Genomic DNA, 23,613 nt, shown 5'->3' with positions numbered 1-23,613 from the left:
GGAATATGGACACGTCCTGGTGGCCCGCGGCGGCCGCGGTGGTGGCCGTGGTGCTGGTGGTGCTGGTCGTGGGGCGCCGGCCCGGGATGCCCCGGCGGGCCCCGCCGCCGCACGGGCCGGGTGCGCCGCCGCGGCCGCGGGCGGGTGAGCTGTGGTGTCTGGCGGACGGGCGGCTGTGCCTGGTGCTGGCGGTGCCGTCCGTCCGGGCCCATCGGGCGCGGGTCGCGTGGATCACCGGGAAGTACGACGACCGGCGGGCCGGGGTGATCCCGCTGCCGCCGGGGACGGTGGGGGCGCAGGGCCGGGCGAGCTTCCTGGAGGCGGACCGGCCGGCGGATGTGTGGGTGTGGGAGTTCCGGAGCCGGCTGGGGGTGCTGGATCCTGCGGTGTGGGACGAGGTCAAGGGGCTCGGAGGCGGCGGCTGATGGGGCGGGTGGCGCGGGTGGTGCGAGTGCGGCGGGTGTACGACCCTCCGGAGCCGGAGGAGGACGGCGTACGGGTGCTCGTGGACCGGCTGTGGCCGCGGGGCCTGGCGAAGGCGGTGGCGGGGGTGGACGAATGGCCCAAGGCGGTGACGCCGTCCGGGGAGCTGCGGAAGTGGTTCCACGGGGGCGGGGGCACGGCGCAGGAGTTCCGGGCCCGCTACGAGGCGGAGCTGGCGGCGCCGGAGGCGGTGGCGGAGCTTCGGCGGCTGCGCGGCCTGGCCGAAGCGGGGCCGGTGACCCTCCTGACCGCGGTCAAGGACCCCGCGTCGAGCCATGCCGCCGTCCTGGCGGAGCTGCTGTCCGGCTGACGCCCTGGCCCCGGACGCGGGGCCGGGGTGCCCGGGCCGCTGCGCGGTGCCTTCTCCCCGCCCCGCCCTTTCACCGTTTCTCCCCCGGCTACCGCTGGGAGGTGCCCCCAGCCACCAAGGCTCCGCCCGGACCCGTTGCTGGGGCGCTGCCCCCGCGCCCCCGCGCCCCCGCGCCTCAAACGCAGGCGGGCTGGACCTACGCCCAGAGTTGGCCGTGGAGGGTTTCGATCGCTTCCTCCGTCGTGGCGGCCGTGTAGACGCCCGTCGAGAGGTACTTCCAGCCGCCGTCGGCCACGACGAAGACGATGTCCGCCGTCTCGCCGGCGGCCACCGCCTTGCGGGCCATGCCGATCGCCGCGTGCAGGGCGGCGCCCGTGGAGACGCCCGCGAAGATGCCCTCCTGCTGGAGGAGTTCCCGGGTACGGGTGACCGCGTCCGCCGAGCCCACCGAGAAGCGGGTCGTCAGGACCGAGGCGTCGTACAGCTCCGGGACGAAGCCCTCGTCCAGGTTGCGCAGGCCGTAGACCAGGTCGTCGTACCGCGGCTCCGCCGCGACGATCCGTACGCCGGGCACGTGCTCGCGCAGGTAGCGGCCGACGCCCATCAGGGTGCCGGTCGTACCGAGGCCCGCCACGAAGTGGGTGATCGAGGGGAGGTCCCGCAGGATCTCGGGGCCGGTCGTCGCGTAGTGGGCGCCCGCGTTGTCCGGGTTCCCGTACTGGTAGAGCATCACCCAGTCGGGGTGCTGCGCCGCCAGCTCCTTGGCCACCCGGACCGCGGTGTTCGATCCGCCCGCCGCCGGCGACGAGATGATCTCGGCTCCCCACATGGCCAGCAGGTCACGCCGCTCCTGCGACGTGTTCTCCGGCATGACGCACACGATCCGGTAGCCCTTGAGCTTGGCCGCCATCGCGAGCGAGATGCCGGTGTTGCCCGAGGTGGGCTCCAGGATCGTGCAGCCGGGGGTCAGCCGGCCGTCCTTCTCGGCCTGCTCGACCATGTGGAGCGCGGGGCGGTCCTTGATCGAGCCGGTCGGGTTCCGGTCCTCCAGCTTGGCCCAGATGCGGACGTCGTCCGAGGGCGACAGGCGGGGCAGCCGGACCAGCGGCGTGTTGCCGACCGCGGCCAGCGGGGAGTCGTAGCGCATCAGACGGAGCCGCCGGCGACCGCCGGGAGGATGGTGACGCTGTCGCCGTCCTTGAGGGCGGTGGAGATGCCGTCGAGGAAGCGGACGTCCTCGTCGTTGAGGTAGACGTTCACGAAGCGGCGCAGCTTGCCGCCGTCGACGATGCGCTCCTCGATGCCCTTGTGGCGCGTCTCGAGGTCCGCGAAGAGCTCGGACAGCGTGGCGCCCTCACCGTTGACGGCCTTCTCGCCGTCGGTGTAGGTGCGGAGGATGGTCGGGATGCGGACCTCGATGGCCATGGCAGGCTCCAGTTGTGAAGTAATGCGGGAGGGGCTTAAGGGCGCGCGGCGCATGGGCCCCCGCGCGAGGGCCTGTGGTGCTCAGGCGGCAGGACAGATGCTGCTGGCGAGGCGGCACAGGTCGACGTGCAGCCGCGCCACAAGCAGCAGCCTGCTGGGCGTCTCGATGCTCACGTCGTGGGGAACCATGCGGTCATGTTAACGATTCCCGGTCCCCCGTTTGGAGTGTGATCCCGCATCGTGGACGGAATCCGCTCGCATCGTGGTCAGTAGGCCTCGACGACCCGTACTTCCTCCTCGGTGATGACGCCGTCGACGATCCGGTACGAGCGGAACTGGAACTCCCCGAGGCCGTCGGTGTCCGCCGTGGAGACCAGCACGTAGTGCGCGCCCGGCTCGTTCGCGTACGTGATGTCGGTACGGGAGGGGTAGGCCTCGGTCGCGGTGTGCGAGTGGTAGACGATCACGGGCTCTTCGTCCCGGTCGTCGAGCTCGCGGTACAGCTTCAGCAGATCCTTCGAGTCGAACTCGTAGAACGTGGGCGAGCGGGCCGCGTTGAGCATCGGGATGAACCGCTCGGGGCGGTCGGTGCCCGCCGGTCCGGCCACGACACCGCACGCCTCGTCCGGGTGGTCCTTGCGGGCGTGCTCGACGATCTGGTCGTACAGCGCCTGGGTAAGGGTCAGCATGAGCGACAGGATAAGCAGACGGGCCCTCCCGTACCGAGGTGTGGTACGGGAGGGCCCGGATGCTGGACACGGGGTCCGTGGGACCCGGTGGGGCGCCGGTCAGGCGGCCGGCTCGGAGGCGGGCTCGTCGGCCTGCCGGGAGACCTTGTTGAAGGCGGCTCCGCGCGGGTTGCGCTTCTTGAGCACCAGGTAGGAGACGCCCAGGATCAGGCCCCACAGCGGCGCGCAGTACAGCGAGACGCGGGAGTCCTTGTCGATGCCCATCATGACGATGACCATGCCGATGAACAGCAGCGCGAACCAGCTGGTCCACGGGGCGCCGGGGGCGCGGAACGGGGACTGCGGCAGCTCGCCGCGGTCGGCCTTGGCGCGGTAGCGGATCTGGCAGACGAGGATCATGATCCAGGCCCACATGCCGGAGATGGTGGCGAAGGAGACCACGTAGTCGAAGGCCTTGCCCGGGGCGACGTAGTTGATCCAGACGCCCACGAGCATCAGCGCGGCAGAGAACGTGGTGCCCGCGAGCGGGGTGCCGCTCTTGGTGAGCTTGGTGAAGAACTTCGGGCCCTGGCCGTTGAGGGCGAGGTCGCGCAGCATGCGGCCGGTGGAGTACATGCCCGAGTTGCAGGAGGACAGCGCGGCGGTCAGGACGACGAAGTTGACGATCGCGGCGCCGACGCCGAGGCCCATCTTCTCGAAGGCCAGCACGAACGGGCTCTCGCCCGCCTTGAAGTTGGACCACGGGATGACCGACATGATCATGATGAGGGCGCCGACGTAGAAGACGGCGATGCGCCACGGCACGGTGTTGATGGCCTTGGGCAGGGTCTTCTCGGGGTCCTTGGACTCGCCGGCGGTGACGCCGACCAGCTCGACCGCCAGGAAGGCGAACATGACGATCTGCAGCGTCATCAGCGTCTCGCCGATGCCGTTGGGGAAGAAGCCGCGGTCGCTCCACAGGTTGGAGACGGAGGCGGTCGCGGCGGCGTCGGAGAAGCCGACGGTGAGGATGCCGGCGCAGATCAGGATCATGCCGACGATGGCGGTGACCTTGACCATCGAGAACCAGAACTCGAGCTCGCCGAAGAGCTTCACCGAGATCAGGTTGGCGGCGTAGAGGATGACCGTGAAGATCAGCGCGTAGGCCCATTGCGGGAAGCTGTCGTGGGTCCAGTACGACATGTACTTGGCCGCCGCGGTCACCTCGGTGATACCGGTGACCACCCAGAAGAGCCAGTACGTCCAGCCGGTCGCATACCCCCAGAAGGGTCCGAGGAACTCTCTGGCGTAGTCCGAGAAGGAGCCCGAGACCGGGCGGTACATCAGCAGCTCGCCCAGGGCGCGCATGATGAAGAAGATGACCAGGCCCGCGATGGCGTAGGCCAGGATCAGGCTCGGGCCGGCCTTCGAGATGGCCTTGCCGGCGCCCAGGAAGAGGCCGGTGCCGATGGCTCCGCCGATCGCGATCATCTGGATCTGGCGGGCTCCGAGTGCGCGGTGGTAACCCTCGCCGCCCTCGGCCGCGGCGCCCTCGCCGGGCGTCCTGTCGTGCTGCTCGACCTGCACAGAGGTCATGTCTTGGTGCGCCTTTCTCCACGCCGACCCGCGCCTTCAAGGCAGCGGATCGGGTCCTCGATCCCCCCGGATACGGATGGAGTTGCACCCGGCGGTCAGCCGGTTCAAGCAGGCCGGGGGACATGGGTGGCGCCCCGTCGGCGGTCGTGAAGATTTATCACGGGCTTACGGGTGGCCGCGGCGCGGAGAAGTGACCTGGGGCACATGAAATTCAGGACAAAGATCATGAAAAGAATCAGATCACCGCATCGCGGTGATCTGATCGTTATCCGGATTTGAGCGTCCGCTGAGCGAACGCGGCACGAACGCGGCGCGAACAGTGTTCGGACTTGAGGCTTTCCTGAGGGTTCCGAGGGGTCTCAGAGGGTTTCGATGAGTGTTTCCTGGAGGCCGCCGAGCCACAGGTAGGCCATCACCATCGGCTTGCGCGGGTCGTCGTCCGGCAGCCGGAAGAGCATCGCGCTCTCGTCGTCCTCGGTGATGTCGAGGCGGGCCGCGATGGTCAGGCGCAGGTCGTTGAGCGCCCCCAGCCAGCGCAGCGGGAGTTCCCCGGTGAGCTCGAGCACGGCCGCCCCGTCCCCGCCGGGGGTGAGCGCGTCCAGGCTGCGTACGACGGCCAGCGCGTCCTCCCGCTTGCGGCTGCGCAGGTCGTTCTCGGTGAACCGGCGGAATTCCGCCGACCGGGCGGCGAGCTCCTCCGGGTCCACCTTCTGATCCTCGGGGCCGGGGCCGCCGTAGGCGTCGGGGAAGAGCCGGATCAGCGCGGGGTCGGAGGGGCGCTCGGTGGGTCCCTCGTTGCCCTCGGCGAACAGCACGGCGAGCGGGTCGGCGTCCTCGTCGGGCTCGGGCGCGCCCGGGCCGATGAGCTCCAGCAGCTGGGCGGCGAGGGAGCGCAGGATGGAGATCTCGATCTCGTCCAGCGTGACGGTGGCGCCGCCGCCCTTGAGGGCTTCGAACATTCCGGCGGTCCGCCCCATCAGATGCGGTCCTGGGAGAGGGTCGCCCACAGGCCGTAGCCGTGCATGGCCTGCACGTCGCGCTCCATTTCCTCGCGGGTGCCGCTGGACACGATCGCCCGCCCCTTGTGGTGGACGTCGAGCATCAGCTTGTGCGCCTTGTCCTTGGAGTAGCCGAAGTACGCCTGGAACACGTACGTCACGTAGCTCATGAGGTTGACCGGGTCGTTGTGCACCAGGGTCACCCAGGGAACGTCGGGTTCGGGGACCGCGAAGGTCTCTTCGGCCGACTCGGTGCGTTCGATCTCAATGGGAGCAACACTCACTTGTCCCATGCTGCCACTGCGACCGGCCGGTCGCACAAACGGGTCCCGAGATCTCGTCACTCTGACGAAATGTGCGCTAGCATCCGTGCCATGAACCCTGCGGACCTGGGCCTGCCGGTGGACGTGCCGTCGACAGCGCTCTTCACTGATCACTACGAGCTCACGATGCTGCAGGCCGCCCTGGCGAACGGCACCGCCGATCGCCGCTCGGTCTTCGAGGTCTTCACCCGGCGGCTGCCCGAGGGGCGCCGCTACGGCGTGGTGGCCGGCACCGGCCGCGTCCTGGACGCGGTGGAGAACTTCCGCTTCGACAGCGCGGTGCTGGAGTTCCTGCGCGAGCGGGCCGTCGTCGACATGCGGACCCTGGACTGGCTGTCCTCGTACCGCTTCTCGGGAGACATCTGGGGCTACCCGGAGGGCGAGGTCTACTTCCCCGGGTCGCCGATCCTGCGCGTCGAGGGCAGCTTCGCCGAGTGCGTGCTGCTCGAGACGGTCATCCTGTCGATCCTCAACCACGACTCGGCGATCGCGGCCGCGGCCTCGCGGATGGCCTCGGCGGCCGGTGACCGGCCGCTGATCGAGATGGGTGCACGGCGCACCCACGAGCTGGGGGCGGTGGCGGCCTCGCGCGCCGCGTACGTCGGCGGCTTCACCTCCACCTCGGACCTGGCGGCCGGCTTCCGGTACGGGATCCCGACGGTCGGGACCTCGGCGCACGCCTTCACGCTGGTGCACGACACCGAGCGGGACGCCTTCCAGGCCCAGGTGGCCTCGCTGGGCAGCGGGACGACCCTGCTGGTGGACACGTACGACGTGGCGGAGGCCGTGCGGACGGCCGTCGAGCTCGCCGGTACGGGGCTGGGGGCGGTCCGGATCGACTCCGGCGACCTGCTGCTGGTCGCGCACCGGGTGCGGCAGCAGCTGGACGAGCTGGGCGCGACGGCGACGAAGATCGTGGTCACCTCCGACCTGGACGAGTACGCCATCGCCTCGCTGGCAGCGGCTCCGGTGGACGCGTACGGGGTCGGCACGCAGCTGGTGACGGGCAGCGGGCACCCGACGTGCTCGATGGTCTACAAGCTGGTGGCGCGGGCCGCGTCGGCGGACCCCAAGGCTCCGCTGGTGCCGGTGGCGAAGAAGTCCACGGGCGGGAAGACCTCGATCGGCGGCCGCAAGTGGGCTGCGCGGCGGGTGGACACGGAGGGCGTCGCCGAGGCGGAGGTGGTCGGCACGGGGCCCGTCCCGTCCGCGCTCGTGGACCGGCAGCTGCTGGTCGAGCTGGTCAAGGCCGGCGAGGTGGTCGCCCGGGAGTCCCTGGAGGCGCCGCGTGAGCGCCACCGGCAGGCCCGCGCCGGCCTCCCGCTCTCCGCGACGCAGCTCTCGCGCGGCGAGCCGGTGCTCCCGACCGAGTACGCGTAGCCCGGTGCGGGGACCCGGCGCCGGGGGTGGCGCCCCCGGTTTCGGGGAGGGGCGGGGTGGGGGAAGAGCCCGCGCAGCGTCACATACGACAACCGAAGGACACGCGACATGCACCGCGCACTGATCGTCGTCGACGTACAGAACGACTTCTGCGAAGGCGGCAGCCTCGCGGTCACCGGAGGGGCCGACGTCGCCGCCGCGATCACCGAGCTGATCGGCCAGGCCACGGCCGGCTACCGGCACGTCGTCGCCACCCGCGACCACCACGTCGACCCCGGGTCGCACTTCGCGCACCCCCCGGCCGAGCCGGACTTCGAGACCTCCTGGCCGGTGCACTGCGTCGCCGGTACCGAGGGCGTCGGGTTCCACCCGAACTTCGCGCCCGCGGTCGCCTCCGGGGCCGTCGCCGCCGTCTTCGACAAGGGGGCGTACGAGGCCGCGTACAGCGGGTTCGAGGGCGCCGACGAGAACGGCACCCCGCTCGCCCGGTGGCTGCGCGACCGGCAGGTCACCGAGGTGGACGTCGTCGGGATCGCCACCGACCACTGCGTGCGCGCCACGGCCCTCGACGCGGCCCGTGCCGGCTTCGCCACCCGCGTGCTGCTCGACCTGACGGCCGCCGTGGCCCCCCACACCGCCGCGCGGGCGGTCGAGGAGCTCCGGTCGGCCGGGGTCGGGCTCGTCGGCGAGAGCCCCCGCCAGAGCCCGTGACGGGCGAGGCGGGCCGCGGCGGCGGCTGGCGGCTGGCGGCTGGCGGCTGGCGGCTGGCGGCTGGCGGCTGGTGGCTAGTGGCTAGTGGCCCAGCAGGGCGCGGATCGGGTGCCAGAGCTCCTGGGCCCGGTCCGGGGCTCCGCGCCACAGCAGCCCGTCCGGGTGGTGCAGGACGGCCGTGACCTCGTCCGGGGTCGGCGGCTGCGCGTTGCCGCGCAGGTACACCGCCCGCATCCCGAGGTTCCGCAGCCTGGTCAGGGCGCGGGCCCGGTTCGCGGCATGTACCAGCACACGGACGTTTCCGCCCTCGCCGCACGGCCTCGGCAGCGTGAGCGCGACCACCACGCTGCCGCCTGGCAATCTGACGAAACCTCCACCGGGCATGATCTTCAGCTCCCCCGTCAATAAGAAAACTCGCACCCGCATCTAAACGCGATCGGCCGCCGCCCGCTAGAGGGCGACGGCCGATCATGCTTTGACCTGTGGGTTTGCCGTTTTACTTGGCGGCGGGCCCGACCTCGATCGTCATCTGGAGACCGTCGTACGTCTCCTTCGCGATCTTGATCTTGGTGTTGGTGTCAGTGACCTTCACCGAACCGGTCGGGTTCTCGTCGTAGAAGTACTTGCCCTTGTGGTCGTCGAAGACCATGTTCGCGGGCTTCGGCTTCAGGAACAGCGACTCACCGTTCTTGTGCAGGGTGAACGCGTCCGTCGAGTACGCGCTGAACGTCGCGTCGTACGGCTGGATCTTGTTCCGCAGCAGGGTGCCGTCCGCCCACTTCATCGGCTTGGCGTTGGCGTCGATCGGAAGGATCAGACCCTGGCCCGCGTGCTGGCTGGTGTTGTTGTCCTTCTGGGACTTGTCCCACAGCCAGATCAGCAGGCCGTCCTGGTACGGGTAGTGCTCGACCCAGCCCGGCTTGGTGTTGGCGTAGCCGAAGTTGTACGGGCCCACCTTGAGGGTGGAGTCGTACGACACGTAGCGGCGGTTCTCCGCGATGTAGTACTGCGGGTATTCCTTGGTGAAGCCGGCGCCGATGCGCGAGAAGCCCTTGCCGGTCCAGCCGTTGTCGCCGTTCTCGGCGCCGTCGGTGAACAGGTTCTGGCCGTCCGCGGTGATGGTGAAGGCGTCACCGGTGAAGCCCTTGCCGCCCGCGCCGCCGTCCGTGGCGTAGCGGAAGCGGAGGTCGATCTTCTTGCCGGCGTAGGCGTCGAGCGGGAACTTCAGGTCCTGCCAGCCGCCGGAGGCGTCGGTCAGACCGGCGTTGCCCGCGGCGTCGGCCGGGATGGCCTTGCCGTTGGCGGTGCCGTTCACGACGGTCCAGGTGGCGCCGCCGTCGGTGGACACCTCGGTGTAGAGGTAGTCGTAGTCCTTCTCGATGTCCCACCAGCCCTTGAGGGACACTGCGGCGGAGGACTTGCCGGTCAGGTCGACCGAGCGCGACAGGGTGTTCTTGAGGTCGTCACCCATGTTGCTCCACCACTGCGAGGAGCCCTCGGCGGGAGCGACGATGTCGGTCTTGACCTGCTTCTTCGGCAGCTCGACGACCAGCGCCTGCTTGTCCTTGGTGTTGTACTCCGAGACGCCCAGCTTGTGGGTGGACTTCGTCGCGGCCTTGGCCGTGTCGTAGTTCAGCCAGCCCAGCTGGAGCTTGTCCCAGGCGGTCATGTCGCCCGGGAGGTCGCCTATGGAGTCCTTGCCGTTGCCGAGCCAGGAGCCGGCGGACATCAGGGACCAGAAGCCGACCGAGTTCTCGCCGCCACCGGAGGTGTCGTAGAGGTCCGGGAGGCCGAGGTCGTGGCCGTACTCGTGCGCGAAGACGCCGAGGCCGCCGTTCTCCGGCTGCATCGTGTAGTCGCCGACCCAGATGCCGGTGTTGCCGATCTGGGTGCCGCCGGCCTTGTTGTCGGCCGGGCCGGTCTTGCCCGCGTCGGTGCCGTAGGCGTACCAGCGGTGCGCCCACAGCGCGTTGGTGCCCTGGACACCGCCGCCGGCCGACTCGTCCTCGCCCGCGTGGACGATCTGGAAGTGGTCGATGTAGCCGTCGGGCTCGTTGAAGTTGCCGTCGCCGTCGAAGTCGTTGCGGTCCCACTGGTCGTACTGGGCCAGCGTGGCCTTGATCTCGGCGTCGGTCTTGCCGGCCTTCTTCTGGGCGTCGACCCACGCGTTGACACCGTCGCGGACGGTGTCCCACACGTTGGCGCAGTTGGTCTGACCGCAGTAGTTCGAGCCGTAACGGGCCTCGTTGTACGGGATCTTGACCCAGTCGGCGACCTCGCCCTCGACCGAGTAGCGGCCCGAGGAGGTCTTCTCGTAGTAGGTCTTCAGCGAGTTCTTGCCCTGGCCGGTACCGAAGTACAGGTCCTGGAAGTACTCGCGGCTGAAGTCCTTGCGCCAGGCGGTGCTGTTGTTCGTGGCGCGGTCCGGCTGGGCGATCTGGTTGCGCGCCGGACCGGGGTTGCCCCCGTACTTCGGGGCGGCCGGCTTCGGGCCGTCCGGACCGTCCGGGTCGAACATGGTCGTGCTGTCGACCTGGTCCCCGAACTCGACGAGGATCGTGAAGATCTTGTCGGTCTTCTCGCGGCCGAGCTCGACGTACTTCTTGTCGTCGAGCTTGACGACCTTGGAGGCGCCCCGCTGTTCGACGGTCTTCTTGCCCGACAGCACCTGGTCGAGCGCGGCTTCCCGCGCCTGGGCCTGCTGGTCGCTGAACGGGCCCTTCAGGTTGTGCTGGACCTGCTCCTTCGCGGGAGCGGTCGGGTCCTGGCGGTCCGCGGCGGGCGCGGTCGACGGCGCCTCGGAAGCCTGGGCAGTGACGAGGAAGGCGCCGGAAGCCGCAGTCGCGGCCAGGGTCACACCGATGGCTGCGGTACGCAGTGCTCGTCGACGGCTGGAATTGCTGGTCACTTGATGTCGTTCCCCTCCCGCGGCCGCGACACAGGTCGGAACGTCTCCATAGGAGCGGGGGGTTCCGCGCGGCGCGCGTCTCAAGTGACGACATTTGACCGGAGAGTCTAAAGAAAAGACAGACCTTGACTTCTTCCTTACAACTGCACTATGCGGTCAGGGAGTTCCGGTATGCGGACGTTCCTCTGCCATATAGGACGAAGGGCGCGTCCTGACCACACCGTGGGACGGGTGGGTGAACCCGTGCGCCCCCCATGCTCCGGGCACCGTGGGTTAGGTCACGCTTACTGGCGGTTCCGCTCGGGAATCCCCCGACGTAGAGTCACTTGACGCGCGACCTTGTTGAGCAGACTCCCCCTCCCCGCCTTGAGGACGGATATCGCCATGCCGCGTCCGACTGCCGCCCAGCTGTTCTACGGGTCCGCCACCGTCGTCGTCTCGACGATCGCCATGCTGCTGCTCTCGCAGACGGGCACGGGGCGCGGGATCGCCGTCATCGCCACCGCCGCACTGGCCCTCGGACTGCTCGTCGCGCTCACCGCCGCGAGCCCCCGTCGCCGCGGCCGGCACGCCGCCCCCGCCGGAGCCCCCGCCCGTACCCCTGTCGCTTCCCCCGGTGTTGCCGAAATCACGCCCGAACCGGCCCTCGTGGACTCCGTCCCCGCAGACGCGGCGGCCGCCCGGGTGCCTGAGCCCCGGGCGGCCGCCGTCGAACAGCCGGTGCACCACTGAGCCGTACCGAGCCGTACGCCCCCACGGCTCGGCGGAACGTGAGCTACGTCGTTCTGACCACCACGGTCTTGGCGGCCTTGTCGTGCAGACCCTGCTGGTACGGCTTGTCGACAAGCACCGAGATGAACAGCACGATCGGCCAGAGGCAGCCACAGAGGCAGCAGACCAGCCACGGCAGCCAGAGAGCGGCGGCGCGCGCCAGAGAGGCATTGGACGTCGGAACGCTGCCGTCGTTGAGCATCGCGACACGCATGCGCATCCACTTCTTGCCGGGAGTCCGACCGCTGCTCTTGGTGAACCACCAGTCGTAGCCGACGTACGCAACGATCGAGATCAGCAGGAAGACCAGGCCGCTGCCGGCGTACCACCTGTTCACGACGTCGCTGGCGTCCTCACCCTTCTCCGTGTCCACACGGTAGAAATTCCAGTCGAACGCCCACCGGATGAGGGCGAGGGGCACGGACACGATGATCAAGTCGATGAGGCGTGCAACGAGCCTCCTGCCCGTGTCGGCGAGGGGGGGCATCCCGGCCAGCGGATCCGGCATGCCTCCGCCGCTGCCGTACGAGTCACCGCCTCCGCCGTAAGGGGGCGGCGGTGGCGGGTACCCACCGGCGCCGCCCCCTGCACCTCCGGCGCCGCCTGCACCGCCGCCGTACGGGCCGCCCGGCGGCGGAGGCGGGGTCGGGCCTCCCGGCGGCGGGCCGTACGGCGAGCCGCCCGACGGAGGCGTCGGTTCCTGGGGCTTCTTGAGGAACGGGTCGTCCTCGGGCGGCTGGCCCGGCGGCGGCTGATCGGTACTCATGGCCCGAGTCGAACCCGGCTCCGTGAACCCCGCAACGGGACGGCGTCCGTTCGGGGGAAGGCACCCCCCAAGGCCCTGTCCGGGCCCCGGACAGGAGCCCTAGCGGGCCACGTACGTCCTGGCCGCCCGGTCGTGCCAGCTCCGGCGGCGGGGCCGGTCCACCAGGCACCAGAGGCTGCCGGGGAGCCCGAGGAGCGCGTACACCAGCCAGCGGCGCAGGGCCGCGCCGAACGTGGGCGGGCGGAGCGTGGCGGCGGACAGCACCCGGATCCCGAGGAGCTTCTTGCCCGGGGTGCGGCCCCAGCGGGCGGTGGGCAGCGCCTCGTAGAACACCCCGAAGAGCAGTACGGCGCCCAGGACGAGGCCCAGGTATCCGGCCATGGTGGTGTCGAACAGCCACACGGTGGTGGTCCGGCCGCTGCCCTTCGCGGCGTCGACCTTGGCCTCGAGGTGGGCGGTGGCCGCGGGGACGAGGGGCCGGGCGGTGCCCACCGCGACCGCGCCGAGTACAAGGGTGTCCAGCACGCGGGCCAGGGCCCGGCGCACGAGCCCGGCGGGGCGGACGGCCCGCTCCGCCATCCGCTCGAAGACGGCCCGCTCGGTGGGCCGGGGGGCCGTACGGCCGGCCGCCGGTGCCGATCCCGCCGACGCCTCGAGGCCGTGGTCCGCCTCGGCGGGGGTGGCCACCCGGCGGGGGGCAGGGGCAGCAGCCGGGGCGGACCCTGCGGCGGGCCGGGACCCGGACGCGGGCCGGCGGGCCGCCGGGGACTGCGCAGCCGGCGACGACGGCGCATCTACGGGCCGGGCTGCCGAAGCGGCGGCAGCCGGTTCGCGCCACACCGGCGTCTCGGGCTCGGGGCCCGCCACCGGGTCGCGGCGCATCGGGGCCTCCGGCTCGGGCCGGGCAGCCGGGTCCCAGGCCGCCGGGGCCTCGGGCTCTGGCCGGGCCGCCACCGGATCGCGCCGCGGTGCCGGGTCGCGCCGTAGCGGGGTCTGGGGCCATGAGGAGGTGAGCCCGGACGACCCGGCACTGCCCCCGGGGGCGGCGGGCCACTCGGTCTCGACGGGAGCCGGAGCCGGAGCGGGCGCGGGCGCCGGGGCCTGGGCCTGGGCCTGGGCGGCCGGGGAGCGCGCGGACAGGATCCCCACGCCCTCGGCGGAGCCCCGCGCCGCGGCCTGCGCCGGGAACCGCTCCGCGGTCGCCGCCGCGGCGGCGGACGGCGTACGGGCGAAGGACACCCCCGGCCCACGCTCCGGCCGCTCGGCCGCGTCCAGCGGCTCCGGACGCGGCCCGCGCCCCAGCGAGACCCCCGCCGAACGGGCGGGCGCGTGCCCCGGGTCGGGCTCCGGCGGCGGCGGGCTGCCCCAGGACACCAGGTGGTCGCGGGGCCCGCCGAAGCCGGACTGGTGCAGCGGGTCGGCCTGCCAGGCGGGCGCCGCCGCGGGCGCCGGTACGGTCGGCCCGGCGACGGGTTCGGGCTCGGGCTCGGGCTCGGGCTCGGGCAGTGCCTCGGTCACGCCGGTCTCGTCCAGGAACACCGGGCCCGTCTCGTCGGACCGGGCGGCAGGGCGGCTCGTACCCGGAACCCAGTTGAGGCCGTTCCAGTACCGGACGAAGCCGGGGATGGACGGATCGGGGTAGTAGCCCTCGCGGGCCGCGTGCTCGCCGTCACCAGGGGAGGCCGTCAATGTCCCCAACTCCGATCGTGGCTTGAGGCTTGTGCAAGGGGAGGACCATAGCCAAGAACCGTGCCCCGACAGGTCCGGTAACGGGAGAATCCAAGCCTTTGAGCGAACGTCGCACCATACGGCTGTTTTCGGTCACCCGACAGGATCAAGCCAATCCCCGATTCGGTGCGCGAAGTCGCGTCATACCCGGGCACACCGGCGCTCTCTCCGGGTGTGGGGCGCGAACCGGCCCCGCATCGCGATCCGGAGATCCCGAAGTGAGGCCGTCATGCACCACCCCGTCATCGAGCGCGAGCTGGAACTCAAGCTGGTCCTGTCCCCCGAGCGCAGCGTCGCCGTCCCCGCCCGGCTGGTCTACCTGACGGACGACCCGTACGCCGTGCACGTCACCTTCCACACCGGCTCCAGCACCCCGGTCAACTGGACCTTCGCCCGTGAGCTGCTGGTCGAGGGGGTGTTCCGTCCGTGCGGCCACGGAGACGTCCGGATCTGGCCCACGAAGGTCGACAACAGGGCCGTCCTCTGCATGGCCCTGTCCTCCCCCGACGGCGACGCGCTGCTGGAGGCCCCGGCCGGCTCGGTATCGGCCTGGCTGGAGCGCACGCTGCGCGTGGTCCCGCCCGGCACCGAGGCCGAGCGGCTGGGCCTGGACGACGCGCTGGCGGAGCTGCTCGCGCCGACCCCGGCCGACGACCTGTGGATGCGGGACCCGTGGCCGTCGGACGAGTCGGCGGACGGCGACCTGTGATGCGGATCCGTCATCTCAGCCTCGTACGTTCCATACCCGCCGTGCGGTCAGAAGAGCTTGCCGGGGTTGAGCAGGCCGAGTGGATCGAAGGCGTGCTTGACCGCGCGCTGCATCTCCAGCCCCACCGGCCCCAGTTCCCTCGCGAGCCACTCCTTCTTCAGGACCCCGACCCCGTGCTCGCCGGTGATGGTCCCGCCGAGGGCCAGTCCCAGCGCCATGATCTCGTCGAAGGACTCGCGGGCCCGGCGCGTCTCGTCCTCGTCGGCCGGGTCGAAGCAGACCACCGGGTGGGTGTTGCCGTCGCCGGCGTGCGCGCAGACCCCGATGAGCAGGTCGTACGTGCGGGCGATGGCGGCCGTTCCGTCGAGCATCTCGGCGAGCCGCGAGCGCGGTACGCAGACGTCGTCGATCATCGTCGCCGGGCGCAGGGTGTCCAGGGCGGTCAGCGACATCCGGCGGGCCTGGAGCAGCAGTTCGGACTCGGCCTCGTCCTCGGCGGGGACGACGGCGGTGGCTCCGGCGGCCGTGCACAGCTTGCCCACGGCCGCGAGGTCGTCGGGCGCGTGCGGAGTGTCGAAGGCGGCGAGGAGGAGGGCCTCGGTGGTGTCCGGCAGGCCCATGCTGCCGAGTGCGTTGACGGCGCGAACGGTCGTACGGTCCATCAGTTCCAGCAGCGAGGGCGTGAGTCCGGCCTCCATGACGGCGCAGACGGCCGCGCAGGCGGCCGCGGCCGAGGGGAACTCGGCGGCCAGCGCGAGCTGCCGGGGCGGCGCCGGGCGCAGGGCGAGGACGGCCTGGACGACGACGCCGAGGCTGCCCTCGGAGCCGACGAAGAGCCGGGTGAGGTCGTACCCGGCGACGCCCTTGGCGGTACGCCGGCCCGTACGCAGGAGCCGCCCGTCGGCGAGGACCACGTCGAGGCCGAGCACGTACTCGGCGGTGACCCCGTACTTGACGCAGCACAGGCCGCCGGACGCGGTGCCGATGTTGCCGCCGATCGTGCACTGCTCCCAGCTGGAGGGGTCGGGCGGGTAGTACAGGCCCTGCGCGGCGACGGCCCGTGAGAGCACCGCGTTCACGACGCCGGGTTCGACGACGGCGATGCGGTCGACGGTGTTGATCTCGAGGATCCGGTCCATCTTGACGAGGGAGAGCAGGATGCAGCCGTCGGAGGCGTTGGCGGCGCCCGACAGACCCGTGCGGGCGCCCTGCGGGACGACCGGGACCCGTAGGGCGGTGGCGGTGCGCAGCACGTGCTGCACCTGTTCGACGGTGCGGGGCAGGACCACGGCCGCCGGGGTGCCGGCGGCGCAGAAGTTGGCCATGTCGGTGGCGTAGGAGGCGGTCACCTCGGGATCGGTGAGGAGGGCCTCGGCGGGGAGCCCCTCCAGGAGGCTCGCGCGCAGACGTACGGAGAGATCGTCGTCCATGACATCCATGAGCCCAGCGTGACACCGGGGGCCATCGGTGTGAACACGGCCGCGACGGGCTTCGGACACCTCAACTAACTCATCATATTGACGCACAGTGACCCCATGGACCGTATCGACCGAATCGCCCGAATCGACGAGGAAGCGCAGCAGCCCGCGCCACCCGTGACCTTCACCGGCCGCAAGACGCTCGTGGCGGCCGCGGTCGCGGTGGTCCTGATCGCCGGGGCCCTGCTGATCCGGCCGGCCCGCCAGGGCGACGACGCGCGCCCGCCGGGGCCCACCGAGCGGGCCGCCTCGGCGGTCGGCATGGGTGCGCCGGCGGCGGCGGTGGACCTGACGGCGCTGGTCGCGGACCGGGAGAAGTGGGTCGCGGGGCACGAGAAGGACGACGCGTCCTGGGCGGTGCTCGGGGCGGCGTACCTGGAGCAGGCGCGCCGGACGGCGGAGCCCGGCTGGTATCCGAAGGCGGAGAAGGCGCTGAAGCGGTCGCTGGAGATCCGCCCGGCCGAGAAGGGCAACTTCGACGCGATGACGGGCATGGGCACGCTGGCCAACGCCCGGGGCGACTTCGGGACCGGGAAGAAGTGGGGCGAGCTCGTACGGGCGCAGGCGCCGAAGCGGTGGACGGCGTACCCGGTGCTGGTGGACGCGTACACGGGCCTGGGCGACTACAAGGCCGCCGAGCGGTCGATGGAGCGGCTGGTCGACCTGCGGCCGGGGCTGGCGGCGTTCATCCGGGCCTCGCAGGTGTACCGGGACCGCGGCTGGCGCGAGGACGCGACGATGGCGATGGAGCACGCGGGGGGTGCGGCGAAGTCGCCGACGGAGAAGGCGTACGTACTGTTCCGGCTCGGGGAGCTGGCCTGGGAGCGGGGGGACGCGAAGGAGGCGCTGCGCCAGTACGAGGGCGCGCTGCGGGCGGACCCGGCGCAGGCGGAGGCGCTGGGCGGCCGGGGCCGGGCACTGGCCGGGCTGGGCCGGGGCGGGGAGGCCGTCCGGGACTACCGGCTGGCGCTGGGCCGGGCGCAGGAGCCGCGGCTGGCGCTGGAGCTGGGCGAGCTGCTGGATGCGCTGGGGCGCGGCGACGAGGCGAAGGCGCCGTACGAGATGCTGCGCGCGGCGGCTGCGCGGGGCGCGGCGGAGGGGGTGAACGAGGCGGTGGTCCTCGGCCTGTTCGAGGCGGACCACGGGGATCCGGCGGTGGCCGTGCGGCGGCTGACGCAGGAGTGGGCGCGGCACAAGAACATGCAGGTGGCGGATGCGCTGGGGTGGGCGCTGCACAAGACGGGCGACGACGCGGGGGCGCTGGAGTACGCGAAGAAGTCGACGGAGCGGGGGGCGCGGAGCGCGGACTTCGCGTACCACCGGGCGATGATCGAGCGGAGTCTGGGCGACGATGCGGGGGCCCGGCGGCACCTGCAGGAGGCGCTGCGGACGAACCCGCGGTTCTCCCCCGCCCGGGTCCCGCCGGCGAAGGAGGCCCTCGCCTCGATCGGCCAGCCGCCGGCGGGCGGCCCGGAGAACATGCAGCCGGTCAAACCGTGGGTGGCCCCGGACCTCCCCAAGGCGGCCAAACCCACGCCCCCGGCCTCGGCGGCGAAACCGAAGCCGAAGCCGAGCCCGTCACCCGGGCCCGGCAAACCCGGCCCCGCCCGCGTCTGAGGCGCGCGGGCCCGGGGGCGGCGGCCCGGGGCGGAGCCCCCGGCAACGGCGCCGCACCGGAACCAGGTGCCCCCGGCGGGCGACGGCAGGGCCCCCGGCGCCGACCGACAGCGCCAGGGGCCCGGGATCCGCGGCCTAGAGGTTGCCGCGCTTCTCCTGCTCCCGCTCGATCGCCTCGAACAGCGCCTTGAAGTTGCCCTTGCCGAAGCCCATCGAGCCGTGCCGCTCGATGATCTCGAAGAACACCGTCGGGCGGTCCTGCACCGGCTTGGTGAAGATCTGCAGCAGGTAGCCGTCCTCGTCCCGGTCGGCCAGGATCTTCAGCTCGCGCAGCTCGTCGATCGGCACCCGCGTGTCACCGACCCACTCGCCGAGCGTGTCGTAGTACGAGTCCGGGACCGAAAGGAACTGCACGCCCGCCGCGCGCATCGTGCGCACGGTGGCCACGATGTCGTTCGAGGCCAGCGCGATGTGCTGGACGCCGGGGCCGCCGTAGAACTCCAGGTACTCGTCGATCTGCGACTTCTTCTTCGCGATCGCCGGCTCGTTGATCGGGAACTTGACCTTCTTCGTCCCGTCAGCGACCACCTTCGACATCAGCGCCGAGTACTCGGTCGCGATGTCGTCGCCCACGAACTCCTTCATGTTCGTGAAGCCCATGACCTTGTTGTAGAACGCGACCCACTCGTTCATCCGGCCGAGCTCGACGTTGCCCACGCAGTGGTCGATCGCCTGGAAGGTCCGCTTGGCCGGCGCTGCCACCATCGGCTCGACGGCGACGTAACCCGGCAGGTACGGCCCGGTGTAGTCGACGCGCTCGACCAGCGTGTGGCGGGTCTGCCCGTACGTCGCGATGGCGGCCAGCACGACCGTGCCGTGCTCGTCCTTCATCTCGTACGGCTCGTCGAGCCCGCGCGCGCCCTGCTCGACGGCGTACGCGTACGCCGCCCGCGCGTCCGGGACCTCGATCGCGAGGTCGATGACACCGTCGCCGTGCTCGGTGACGTGCTCGGCGAGGAAACGGCCGTGGTCCGTCGTCGGCTTGATCACCGAGGTCAGGACGAAGCGCGCGGAGCCGTTGGTCAGGACGTAGCTGGCCGTCTCGCGGACGCCGTTCTCCGGTCCGGAGTAGGCGACGAGCTTCATGCCGAAGGCGGTGGAGTAGTAGTGCGCGGCCTGCTTGGCGTTGCCTACGGCGAAGACGACCGCGTCCATGCCCTTCACCGGGAAGGGGTCTGCCTCACGCGCGGTGTGCGGGGTGGTTTCGAGGGTCTCAGTCATGAGCGCAGAGTCCCGCCGATCCACAAGCTGCGCAATAGTTTCCTATTTGGCTGTACAGACTGACCAGCTGGGACGGAGGATTGTTGAATGATCTGTGCAGTATGACCACCCATCGCACCCACCCCGGAGGAATCATGGGCATCGATGAACTCGACGGGCGACTCATCGTCCTGCTCGCCCGCGAGCCCCGGATCGGCGTCCTGGAGGCATCGCGCCGGCTCGGTGTGGCCCGCGGCACCGTGCAGGCCCGGCTCGACCGGCTCCAGTCGAACGGGGTCATCCGCGGCTTCGGGCCGCAGGTGGATCCGGCGGCCCTCGGGTACCCGGTGACCGCGTTCGCGACGCTGGAGATCAAGCAGGGCCAAGGGGCCGACGTGCGGGCGCACTTGAACGGCGTGCCGGAGGTGCTGGAGCTGCACACCACGACCGGGCACGGGGACATGCTGTGCCGGCTCGTGGCCCGGTCCAACGCCGATCTGCAGCGGGTGATCGACCGGGTCGTCGGGTTCGAGGGGATCGTGCGGGCCTCGACGGCGATCGTCATGGAGAACCCGGTACCACTACGGGTCATCCCCCTGGTGGAGCAGGCGGCACACGAAGGCTGAGAGTCGACGCCCGACGCTCCAAAGAAAGGCTTGCAAAGAAACCCTTGCACAGAAGTCTTTGCAACCCTAGAGTTGAGGCATGCCCGAAAAGCCGGAAGCCCCGGACACCCCAGCGGACGAGGAACCCCTGGTCCGCACGCTCGATGCCCGCTCCCTGCGCGGCCTCGCCCACCCGCTGCGCATCCGCATGCTTGCCGCCCTGCGCCATGACGGCCCGGCCACCGCTTCGCAGCTGGCGGAGAAGTTCGGGGAGTCCAGCGGGGCCACCAGCTACCACCTGCGCCAGCTCGCCGCGCACGGGTTCGTCGAGGACGCGCCCGGGCACGGCAAGGGACGCGAGCGGTGGTGGAAGGCCGCCCACGACGGCACGCAGTTCGACGAGTCCCTGATGTACGCCACCGACCCGGAGACGCGCAGCGCCGCCGAGACCTTCCTGCACTCGATCACGGCGATCCACGCGCAGGAGATGAGCACCTGGCTCGGCAGCGCCCACACCTGGCCCCAGGAGTGGCGGGCCGCGTCGGACCTCAGCGACTTCACGCTGCGCCTGTCGCCCGCCCAGAGCCATGAACTCGTCCACAAGATGCACGAGTTGGTCAACAGCTACCGCGACCTGCCGGCGGCCGACGACGCGGAGACGGTCCGCATCCACACGCACGCCTTCCCGCGCCACAACGGCGACTAGCGGCCAGCCGCCCCGCCGATTTCCCTTTTCCCGCTCGCCAGAAGGAGTCGCCCTGCCATGAACACCTTCACCCACGCCGAGATGCACGCCGAGACCCATACCGCCCGCACCGCCGAACTGGCCCTCGAAGCCGCCGCCCGGCACCTGGCCCGGTCGGCGGACACCACCCCCGCCCTGCGCGACCGACTCGGCGAGGCCCTCGTCAGCGCTGGGATACGGCTGATGCAGCCCTCCCACGTCCAGGCCCGCTTCCAGCACGCCGCATGAGCCGGCGCCGGCCCTTCGCGGCCGTGCTGGCCGCCAACACCATTTCCATCGCGGGCAGTTCGCTCACCCTGATCGGCGTCCCGTGGTTCGTGCTCCAGACGACGGGCAGCGCCGGCCGGGCCGGGGTCGTCGCCTTCTGCGCCACCCTGCCCGTCGTCGTCGCCGCGCTCGTCGGCGGCCCCGTCATCGACCGGATCGGCCGCCGCCGGGTCTCGGCGGCCTCCGACCTCATCTGCGCCGTCTCGGTCGGCGCGATCCCGCTGCTGCACTACGCGGGCGCGCTGGAGTTCTGGATGCTGTGCGCGCTGATGGCCGTCGGGGGCCTCGTCCACACGCCCGGCCTGACCGCCCGCGGCGTCCTGCTGCCGGACCTCGCCGAGCACGCCGGAACCACCGTGACCCGGGCGGCGAGCCTGTATGACGCGGTCTCCCGCGGAGCCCGGATGATCGGGGCCGCGCTGGCCGGCGTACTGATCGCGGTGTTCGGGGCCGAGTCCGCCCTGCTGCTGGACTCGGCCACCTTCGCCGTGTCGGCGCTGCTGGTCACCGCGTTCCTGCGCGGGGTCCCGGCCGCCGAGCCGCAGCGGTCCGCCGGGAAGATCTCCTTCGCCGGCTACCGGGCCGAACTGGCCGAGGGCTGGACCTTCCTCAGCCGCTCGCGGCTGCTGGCCGGCATCACCGTGATGGTGATGATGACCAACGGCCTGGACCAGGGCTGGTCCGCGGTCCTGCTTCCCGTGCACGGCCGCGAGGCCCTCGGCGGCGCCACCGCCGTCGGCCTGCTCGTCTCCCTCTTCGGCGGCTTCGCGCTGCTGGGCGCCCTGCTCTACGGGGCGTGGGGCGAGCGGTTCTCCCGCAGGACCGTGTACACGACGGCCTTCCTGCTGTGCGGTGCACCCCGGTACGCGGTGGCCGCCTTCACCGACACCCCGCTGCCGCTGGCGGTGACGATGGCGCTGTCCGGGCTGGGCGCGGGCATGCTGAACCCGATCCTGACCACCGTGCTCTACGAGAGGGTCCCGGACGAGCTGCGCAGCCGCGTCTCGGGCGTGACCACCGCGGGCTGCGAGCTGACCATGCCGCTGGGCGGGCTAGCGGCGGGCCTGCTCGTCGACGGGTTCGGGGCGACCCCGGCACTGCTGCTGTTCGGCGGCGTGTACCTGCTGACCACGCTCGCGCCGCTGCTCTTCCCGGCCTGGCGCACGATGGAGCGCGCACCGGAGCCGGCCGGCTCCGCCGGCATCGCCGCCGAGGTCAGCAGGACGGAACCGGCTCTCCCCGGGTCAGCGCACGAAGCGACTGCACCGCGTCCTTCAGCGAACTGACGGGGACCAGCCGGAGCCCCTCGGGGAGTTCGGACTGCGCGTCGGCGCACTCGGCCTCCGGTACGAGGAACACGCTCGCCCCGTCGCGCTGTGCGGCCTGGGTCTTCAGGGCCACGCCGCCGACCGCGCCGACCTTGCCGTCCGCGCTGATGGTGCCCGTACCGGCGATGGTGCGGCCGCCGGTGAGATCGCCGCCGCTGCCGTCGCCGTCGAGCTTGTCGACGATGCCGAGGGAGAAGAGCAGGCCGGCGCTCGGGCCGCCCACATCGGCGAGGTTGAGCTGGACCTTCACGTCCTTCGGGTCCTTGTGGAGGTAGCCGAGGGCGGCCTGGGTGGCCGTCGACTGCGACGTGGCCATTTCCTCCAGGTTGTGCGCCTCGATCTCCTTGTCGCTTCCGCCCGAGGGGTAGACCGCCTCCTTGGGCAGGACCGCCCGGCTGCTGTCGAACCAGTCGTCGACGAGCTCGGGCAGGGTCACGGTGGTGGAGGGACCGGTGGCCTGGATGGTCGTCATCCGGAGCTGGCCCGTGGTCTGCCGGGTCGGGGCGCCCGTCACGGTGATCACGGGCTTGCCGTCGCGGGCGCCGAGCACGTCGGCCGTGAGCCCCGGCTGGGCGATCACGAAGGGCAGCGGCGCGAAGGCCACGGCGGCGAACAGCCCGAGCACGGGCACGGCGCAGACGGCCAGGGCGGCGGGACGCGGCAGACGTGTGAGGCGAGAGAGCACCCGCCCAATCTATCGGGCGCCCCCGACGCCCCCACGCCCCGCCATCCCACCACCCTCGGCGCAGGGTGTCAGGGCCGTGCGTCAGCGCAGGGCGTCGGCGACCTCGCGGGCTGCATCCACGACGCGCGGGCCGACCCGCTCGGGCACGGCGTCGGACAGCATCACGACGCCCACGCTGCCCTCCAGTCCCGTGATGCCCACGAGGGGCGCTGCCGCGCCGCTGGCGCCCGCTTCGAGCTCCCCGTGGGTCAGCGTGTAGCCGGGCTCGGTGAGCGTGCCCTGACGGGCCGCCAGAATGGCCCGCCCGGCTGCCCCGCGGTCCAGCGGGTGGCGGAAGCCGGGCCGGTAGGCCACGTGGTAGTCGGTCCAGGTCGGCTCGACGACGGCCACGGCGAGTGCCTCGGTGCCGTCCACGAGGGTCAGGTGCGCGGTGGCGCCTATGTCCTCGGCGAGGGACCGCAGCGCCGGCAGGGCCGCCTCGCGCACGAGCGGATGCACCTGCCGCCCGAGCCGCAGCACCCCGAGCCCGACGCGGGCCCGGCCGCCGAGGTCACGGCGGACCAGGGCGTGCTGCTCGAGGGTGGCCAGCAGGCGGTAGACCACGGTGCGGTTCACACCGAGGCGGTTGGAGAGCTCGGTGACGGTCAGACCGTGGTCGGTGTCGGCGAGCAGTTTGAGGACTCTGAGCCCTCGGTCCAGAGTCTGGGAGGTTTCCGCGGTCACGACGCCTCTCCCTCTCTCGGTGAGCGGCGGTGACTCTCGGGATGGAACGACGCCGGTCCCACGGCGACGCACGGAGAGGCCGCCGGTAGCGGCCATGGCACCGGCTGCGCTCCCGCGGCGGCGCTGCCA

At 71.6% G+C, this 23,613-nt stretch carries 26 protein-coding genes; 11 read left to right on the top strand and 15 right to left on the bottom strand.

Annotation, left to right across the window (positions count from 1 at the left end; genetic code table 11):
• Positions 1–5: 5 nt before the first annotated feature.
• The gene (locus OHT74_RS24265) at positions 6–425 is read left to right on the top strand and encodes a hypothetical protein (protein ID WP_328621366.1); all 420 of its coding nucleotides are present in this window, start codon (positions 6–8) and stop codon (positions 423–425) included.
• Positions 425–793 (top strand): DUF488 domain-containing protein, encoded by a 369-nt coding sequence (locus OHT74_RS24260; protein ID WP_266666674.1) that lies wholly within the window; start codon positions 425–427, stop codon positions 791–793. Before OHT74_RS24265 ends, OHT74_RS24260 begins: the two co-directional genes overlap by 1 nt.
• 196 nt (positions 794–989) lie before the next feature.
• Here OHT74_RS24260 and OHT74_RS24255 read toward each other — a convergent pair whose 3' ends face one another.
• The 7 genes from OHT74_RS24255 to clpS form a co-directional block, all read right to left on the bottom strand.
• Positions 990–1,940, bottom strand: coding sequence for a PLP-dependent cysteine synthase family protein (locus OHT74_RS24255; protein WP_266666672.1), 951 nt, complete (start codon positions 1,938–1,940; stop codon positions 990–992).
• Positions 1,940–2,218 carry a MoaD/ThiS family protein gene (locus tag OHT74_RS24250; RefSeq protein WP_136225447.1) on the bottom strand — a complete coding sequence of 93 codons (279 nt, stop codon included), beginning with the start codon at positions 2,216–2,218 and terminating at the stop codon, positions 1,940–1,942. Before OHT74_RS24250 ends, OHT74_RS24255 begins: the two co-directional genes overlap by 1 nt.
• An 81-nt stretch (positions 2,219–2,299) precedes the next feature.
• Positions 2,300–2,407, bottom strand: coding sequence for a putative leader peptide (locus OHT74_RS24245; RefSeq protein ID WP_311318620.1), 108 nt, complete (start codon positions 2,405–2,407; stop codon positions 2,300–2,302).
• Between the two features lie 77 nt (positions 2,408–2,484).
• A complete protein-coding gene (locus OHT74_RS24240) occupies positions 2,485–2,907 on the bottom strand; it encodes a M67 family metallopeptidase (RefSeq protein ID WP_266666668.1) in 423 nt (140 codons plus the stop codon).
• Positions 2,908–3,006: 99 nt separating this feature from the next.
• A complete protein-coding gene (locus OHT74_RS24235) occupies positions 3,007–4,482 on the bottom strand; it encodes an amino acid permease (RefSeq protein ID WP_266994720.1) in 1,476 nt (491 codons plus the stop codon).
• A 359-nt stretch (positions 4,483–4,841) separates the two neighbouring features.
• The gene (locus OHT74_RS24230; protein ID WP_266666664.1) at positions 4,842–5,459 is read right to left on the bottom strand and encodes a DUF2017 domain-containing protein; all 618 of its coding nucleotides are present in this window, start codon (positions 5,457–5,459) and stop codon (positions 4,842–4,844) included.
• The gene (gene clpS / locus OHT74_RS24225; RefSeq protein ID WP_030866534.1) at positions 5,459–5,773 is read right to left on the bottom strand and encodes an ATP-dependent Clp protease adapter ClpS; all 315 of its coding nucleotides are present in this window, start codon (positions 5,771–5,773) and stop codon (positions 5,459–5,461) included. The genes OHT74_RS24230 and clpS overlap by 1 nt, the downstream gene beginning before the upstream one ends.
• A gap of 81 nt (positions 5,774–5,854) precedes the next feature.
• On the opposite strand from clpS, the gene OHT74_RS24220 reads away from it, so the two are divergent.
• Positions 5,855–7,183: a nicotinate phosphoribosyltransferase gene (locus OHT74_RS24220; RefSeq protein ID WP_328621365.1), complete on the top strand. Its 1,329-nt coding sequence runs from the start codon at positions 5,855–5,857 to the stop codon at positions 7,181–7,183.
• A 108-nt stretch (positions 7,184–7,291) separates the two neighbouring features.
• On the top strand, positions 7,292–7,894 hold the full coding sequence (locus OHT74_RS24215; RefSeq protein ID WP_266666660.1) for a nicotinamidase: 603 nt from the start codon (positions 7,292–7,294) through the stop codon (positions 7,892–7,894).
• Positions 7,895–7,975: 81 nt separating this feature from the next.
• Here OHT74_RS24215 and OHT74_RS24210 read toward each other — a convergent pair whose 3' ends face one another.
• Positions 7,976–8,278 carry a hypothetical protein gene (locus OHT74_RS24210; protein ID WP_030158646.1) on the bottom strand — a complete coding sequence of 101 codons (303 nt, stop codon included), beginning with the start codon at positions 8,276–8,278 and terminating at the stop codon, positions 7,976–7,978.
• Between the two features lie 112 nt (positions 8,279–8,390).
• Positions 8,391–10,802, bottom strand: a complete 2,412-nt coding sequence (locus tag OHT74_RS24205; protein WP_266666658.1) for an immune inhibitor A domain-containing protein — start codon at positions 10,800–10,802, stop codon at positions 8,391–8,393.
• A gap of 384 nt (positions 10,803–11,186) precedes the next feature.
• On the opposite strand from OHT74_RS24205, the gene OHT74_RS24200 reads away from it, so the two are divergent.
• Entirely contained in the window at positions 11,187–11,534 is a 348-nt protein-coding gene (locus OHT74_RS24200) for a hypothetical protein (RefSeq protein ID WP_328621364.1), read from the top strand.
• A gap of 43 nt (positions 11,535–11,577) precedes the next feature.
• On the opposite strand, the gene OHT74_RS24195 is transcribed toward OHT74_RS24200, so the two are convergent.
• Both OHT74_RS24195 and OHT74_RS24190 read right to left on the bottom strand, forming a co-directional pair.
• Positions 11,578–12,081 (bottom strand): RDD family protein, encoded by a 504-nt coding sequence (locus OHT74_RS24195; RefSeq protein ID WP_328621363.1) that lies wholly within the window; start codon positions 12,079–12,081, stop codon positions 11,578–11,580.
• Positions 12,082–12,438: 357 nt separating this feature from the next.
• Positions 12,439–14,028 (bottom strand): RDD family protein, encoded by a 1,590-nt coding sequence (locus OHT74_RS24190; protein WP_328621362.1) that lies wholly within the window; start codon positions 14,026–14,028, stop codon positions 12,439–12,441.
• Positions 14,029–14,296: 268 nt separating this feature from the next.
• On the opposite strand from OHT74_RS24190, the gene OHT74_RS24185 reads away from it, so the two are divergent.
• Positions 14,297–14,776, top strand: a complete 480-nt coding sequence (locus OHT74_RS24185) for an SsgA family sporulation/cell division regulator (protein WP_266994735.1) — start codon at positions 14,297–14,299, stop codon at positions 14,774–14,776.
• Positions 14,777–14,823: 47 nt separating this feature from the next.
• Here OHT74_RS24185 and OHT74_RS24180 read toward each other — a convergent pair whose 3' ends face one another.
• Positions 14,824–16,206, bottom strand: coding sequence for an FAD-binding oxidoreductase (locus OHT74_RS24180; protein ID WP_328623381.1), 1,383 nt, complete (start codon positions 16,204–16,206; stop codon positions 14,824–14,826).
• A gap of 105 nt (positions 16,207–16,311) precedes the next feature.
• Between OHT74_RS24180 and OHT74_RS24175 the strand changes: the two genes are divergently transcribed.
• On the top strand, positions 16,312–17,871 hold the full coding sequence (locus tag OHT74_RS24175; protein ID WP_328621361.1) for a tetratricopeptide repeat protein: 1,560 nt from the start codon (positions 16,312–16,314) through the stop codon (positions 17,869–17,871).
• Positions 17,872–18,006: 135 nt separating this feature from the next.
• On the opposite strand, the gene hppD is transcribed toward OHT74_RS24175, so the two are convergent.
• On the bottom strand, positions 18,007–19,152 hold the full coding sequence (gene hppD / locus OHT74_RS24170) for a 4-hydroxyphenylpyruvate dioxygenase (RefSeq protein ID WP_328621360.1): 1,146 nt from the start codon (positions 19,150–19,152) through the stop codon (positions 18,007–18,009).
• Positions 19,153–19,286: 134 nt separating this feature from the next.
• On the opposite strand from hppD, the gene OHT74_RS24165 reads away from it, so the two are divergent.
• The 4 genes from OHT74_RS24165 (at position 19,287) to OHT74_RS24150 (ending at position 22,034) form a co-directional block, all read left to right on the top strand.
• A complete protein-coding gene (locus OHT74_RS24165) occupies positions 19,287–19,757 on the top strand; it encodes an Lrp/AsnC family transcriptional regulator (RefSeq protein WP_030299924.1) in 471 nt (156 codons plus the stop codon).
• 79 nt (positions 19,758–19,836) lie between these two features.
• A complete protein-coding gene (locus tag OHT74_RS24160; RefSeq protein ID WP_266666644.1) occupies positions 19,837–20,442 on the top strand; it encodes an ArsR/SmtB family transcription factor in 606 nt (201 codons plus the stop codon).
• Between the two features lie 57 nt (positions 20,443–20,499).
• Positions 20,500–20,709, top strand: coding sequence for a hypothetical protein (locus OHT74_RS24155; protein ID WP_328621359.1), 210 nt, complete (start codon positions 20,500–20,502; stop codon positions 20,707–20,709).
• Complete coding sequence (locus OHT74_RS24150) at positions 20,706–22,034, top strand: MFS transporter (protein ID WP_328621358.1); 1,329 nt, start codon at positions 20,706–20,708, stop codon at positions 22,032–22,034. The genes OHT74_RS24155 and OHT74_RS24150 overlap by 4 nt, the downstream gene beginning before the upstream one ends.
• Here OHT74_RS24150 and OHT74_RS24145 read toward each other — a convergent pair.
• Together OHT74_RS24145 and OHT74_RS24140 are read right to left on the bottom strand one after the other, a co-directional pair.
• Positions 21,964–22,761, bottom strand: a complete 798-nt coding sequence (locus OHT74_RS24145; protein WP_266994747.1) for a YlbL family protein — start codon at positions 22,759–22,761, stop codon at positions 21,964–21,966. The genes OHT74_RS24150 and OHT74_RS24145 overlap by 71 nt on opposite strands.
• An 81-nt stretch (positions 22,762–22,842) precedes the next feature.
• Positions 22,843–23,484 carry an IclR family transcriptional regulator gene (locus tag OHT74_RS24140; protein ID WP_053784856.1) on the bottom strand — a complete coding sequence of 214 codons (642 nt, stop codon included), beginning with the start codon at positions 23,482–23,484 and terminating at the stop codon, positions 22,843–22,845.
• Positions 23,485–23,613 lie beyond the last annotated feature (129 nt).

The sequence above is a fragment of the Streptomyces sp. NBC_00354 genome (assembly GCF_036106915.1).
Lineage (GTDB): Bacteria > Actinomycetota > Actinomycetes > Streptomycetales > Streptomycetaceae > Streptomyces.
This window is presented reverse-complemented; position numbering and strand designations above follow the sequence as displayed.

Excerpts from the sequence above, each read along its gene's own strand:
- OHT74_RS24265 (WP_328621366.1), top strand. The coding sequence starts at position 6 with ATGGACACGTCCTGGTGGCCCGCGGCGGCCGCGGTGGTGGCCGTGGTG.
- OHT74_RS24260 (WP_266666674.1), top strand. The coding sequence starts at position 425 with ATGGGGCGGGTGGCGCGGGTGGTGCGAGTGCGGCGGGTGTACGACCCT.
- OHT74_RS24255 (WP_266666672.1), bottom strand. The coding sequence starts at position 1,940 with ATGCGCTACGACTCCCCGCTGGCCGCGGTCGGCAACACGCCGCTGGTC.
- OHT74_RS24250 (WP_136225447.1), bottom strand. The coding sequence starts at position 2,218 with ATGGCCATCGAGGTCCGCATCCCGACCATCCTCCGCACCTACACCGAC.
- OHT74_RS24245 (WP_311318620.1), bottom strand. The coding sequence starts at position 2,407 with ATGGTTCCCCACGACGTGAGCATCGAGACGCCCAGCAGGCTGCTGCTT.
- OHT74_RS24240 (WP_266666668.1), bottom strand. The coding sequence starts at position 2,907 with ATGCTGACCCTTACCCAGGCGCTGTACGACCAGATCGTCGAGCACGCC.
- OHT74_RS24235 (WP_266994720.1), bottom strand. The coding sequence starts at position 4,482 with ATGACCTCTGTGCAGGTCGAGCAGCACGACAGGACGCCCGGCGAGGGC.
- OHT74_RS24230 (WP_266666664.1), bottom strand. The coding sequence starts at position 5,459 with ATGGGGCGGACCGCCGGAATGTTCGAAGCCCTCAAGGGCGGCGGCGCC.
- clpS (WP_030866534.1), bottom strand. The coding sequence starts at position 5,773 with ATGGGACAAGTGAGTGTTGCTCCCATTGAGATCGAACGCACCGAGTCG.
- OHT74_RS24220 (WP_328621365.1), top strand. The coding sequence starts at position 5,855 with ATGAACCCTGCGGACCTGGGCCTGCCGGTGGACGTGCCGTCGACAGCG.
- OHT74_RS24215 (WP_266666660.1), top strand. The coding sequence starts at position 7,292 with ATGCACCGCGCACTGATCGTCGTCGACGTACAGAACGACTTCTGCGAA.
- OHT74_RS24210 (WP_030158646.1), bottom strand. The coding sequence starts at position 8,278 with ATGCCCGGTGGAGGTTTCGTCAGATTGCCAGGCGGCAGCGTGGTGGTC.
- OHT74_RS24200 (WP_328621364.1), top strand. The coding sequence starts at position 11,187 with ATGCCGCGTCCGACTGCCGCCCAGCTGTTCTACGGGTCCGCCACCGTC.
- OHT74_RS24195 (WP_328621363.1), bottom strand. The coding sequence starts at position 12,081 with ATGCCGGATCCGCTGGCCGGGATGCCCCCCCTCGCCGACACGGGCAGG.
- OHT74_RS24185 (WP_266994735.1), top strand. The coding sequence starts at position 14,297 with ATGCACCACCCCGTCATCGAGCGCGAGCTGGAACTCAAGCTGGTCCTG.
- OHT74_RS24180 (WP_328623381.1), bottom strand. The coding sequence starts at position 16,206 with ATGGACGACGATCTCTCCGTACGTCTGCGCGCGAGCCTCCTGGAGGGG.
- OHT74_RS24175 (WP_328621361.1), top strand. The coding sequence starts at position 16,312 with ATGGACCGTATCGACCGAATCGCCCGAATCGACGAGGAAGCGCAGCAG.
- hppD (WP_328621360.1), bottom strand. The coding sequence starts at position 19,152 with ATGACTGAGACCCTCGAAACCACCCCGCACACCGCGCGTGAGGCAGAC.
- OHT74_RS24165 (WP_030299924.1), top strand. The coding sequence starts at position 19,287 with ATGGGCATCGATGAACTCGACGGGCGACTCATCGTCCTGCTCGCCCGC.
- OHT74_RS24160 (WP_266666644.1), top strand. The coding sequence starts at position 19,837 with ATGCCCGAAAAGCCGGAAGCCCCGGACACCCCAGCGGACGAGGAACCC.
- OHT74_RS24155 (WP_328621359.1), top strand. The coding sequence starts at position 20,500 with ATGAACACCTTCACCCACGCCGAGATGCACGCCGAGACCCATACCGCC.
- OHT74_RS24150 (WP_328621358.1), top strand. The coding sequence starts at position 20,706 with ATGAGCCGGCGCCGGCCCTTCGCGGCCGTGCTGGCCGCCAACACCATT.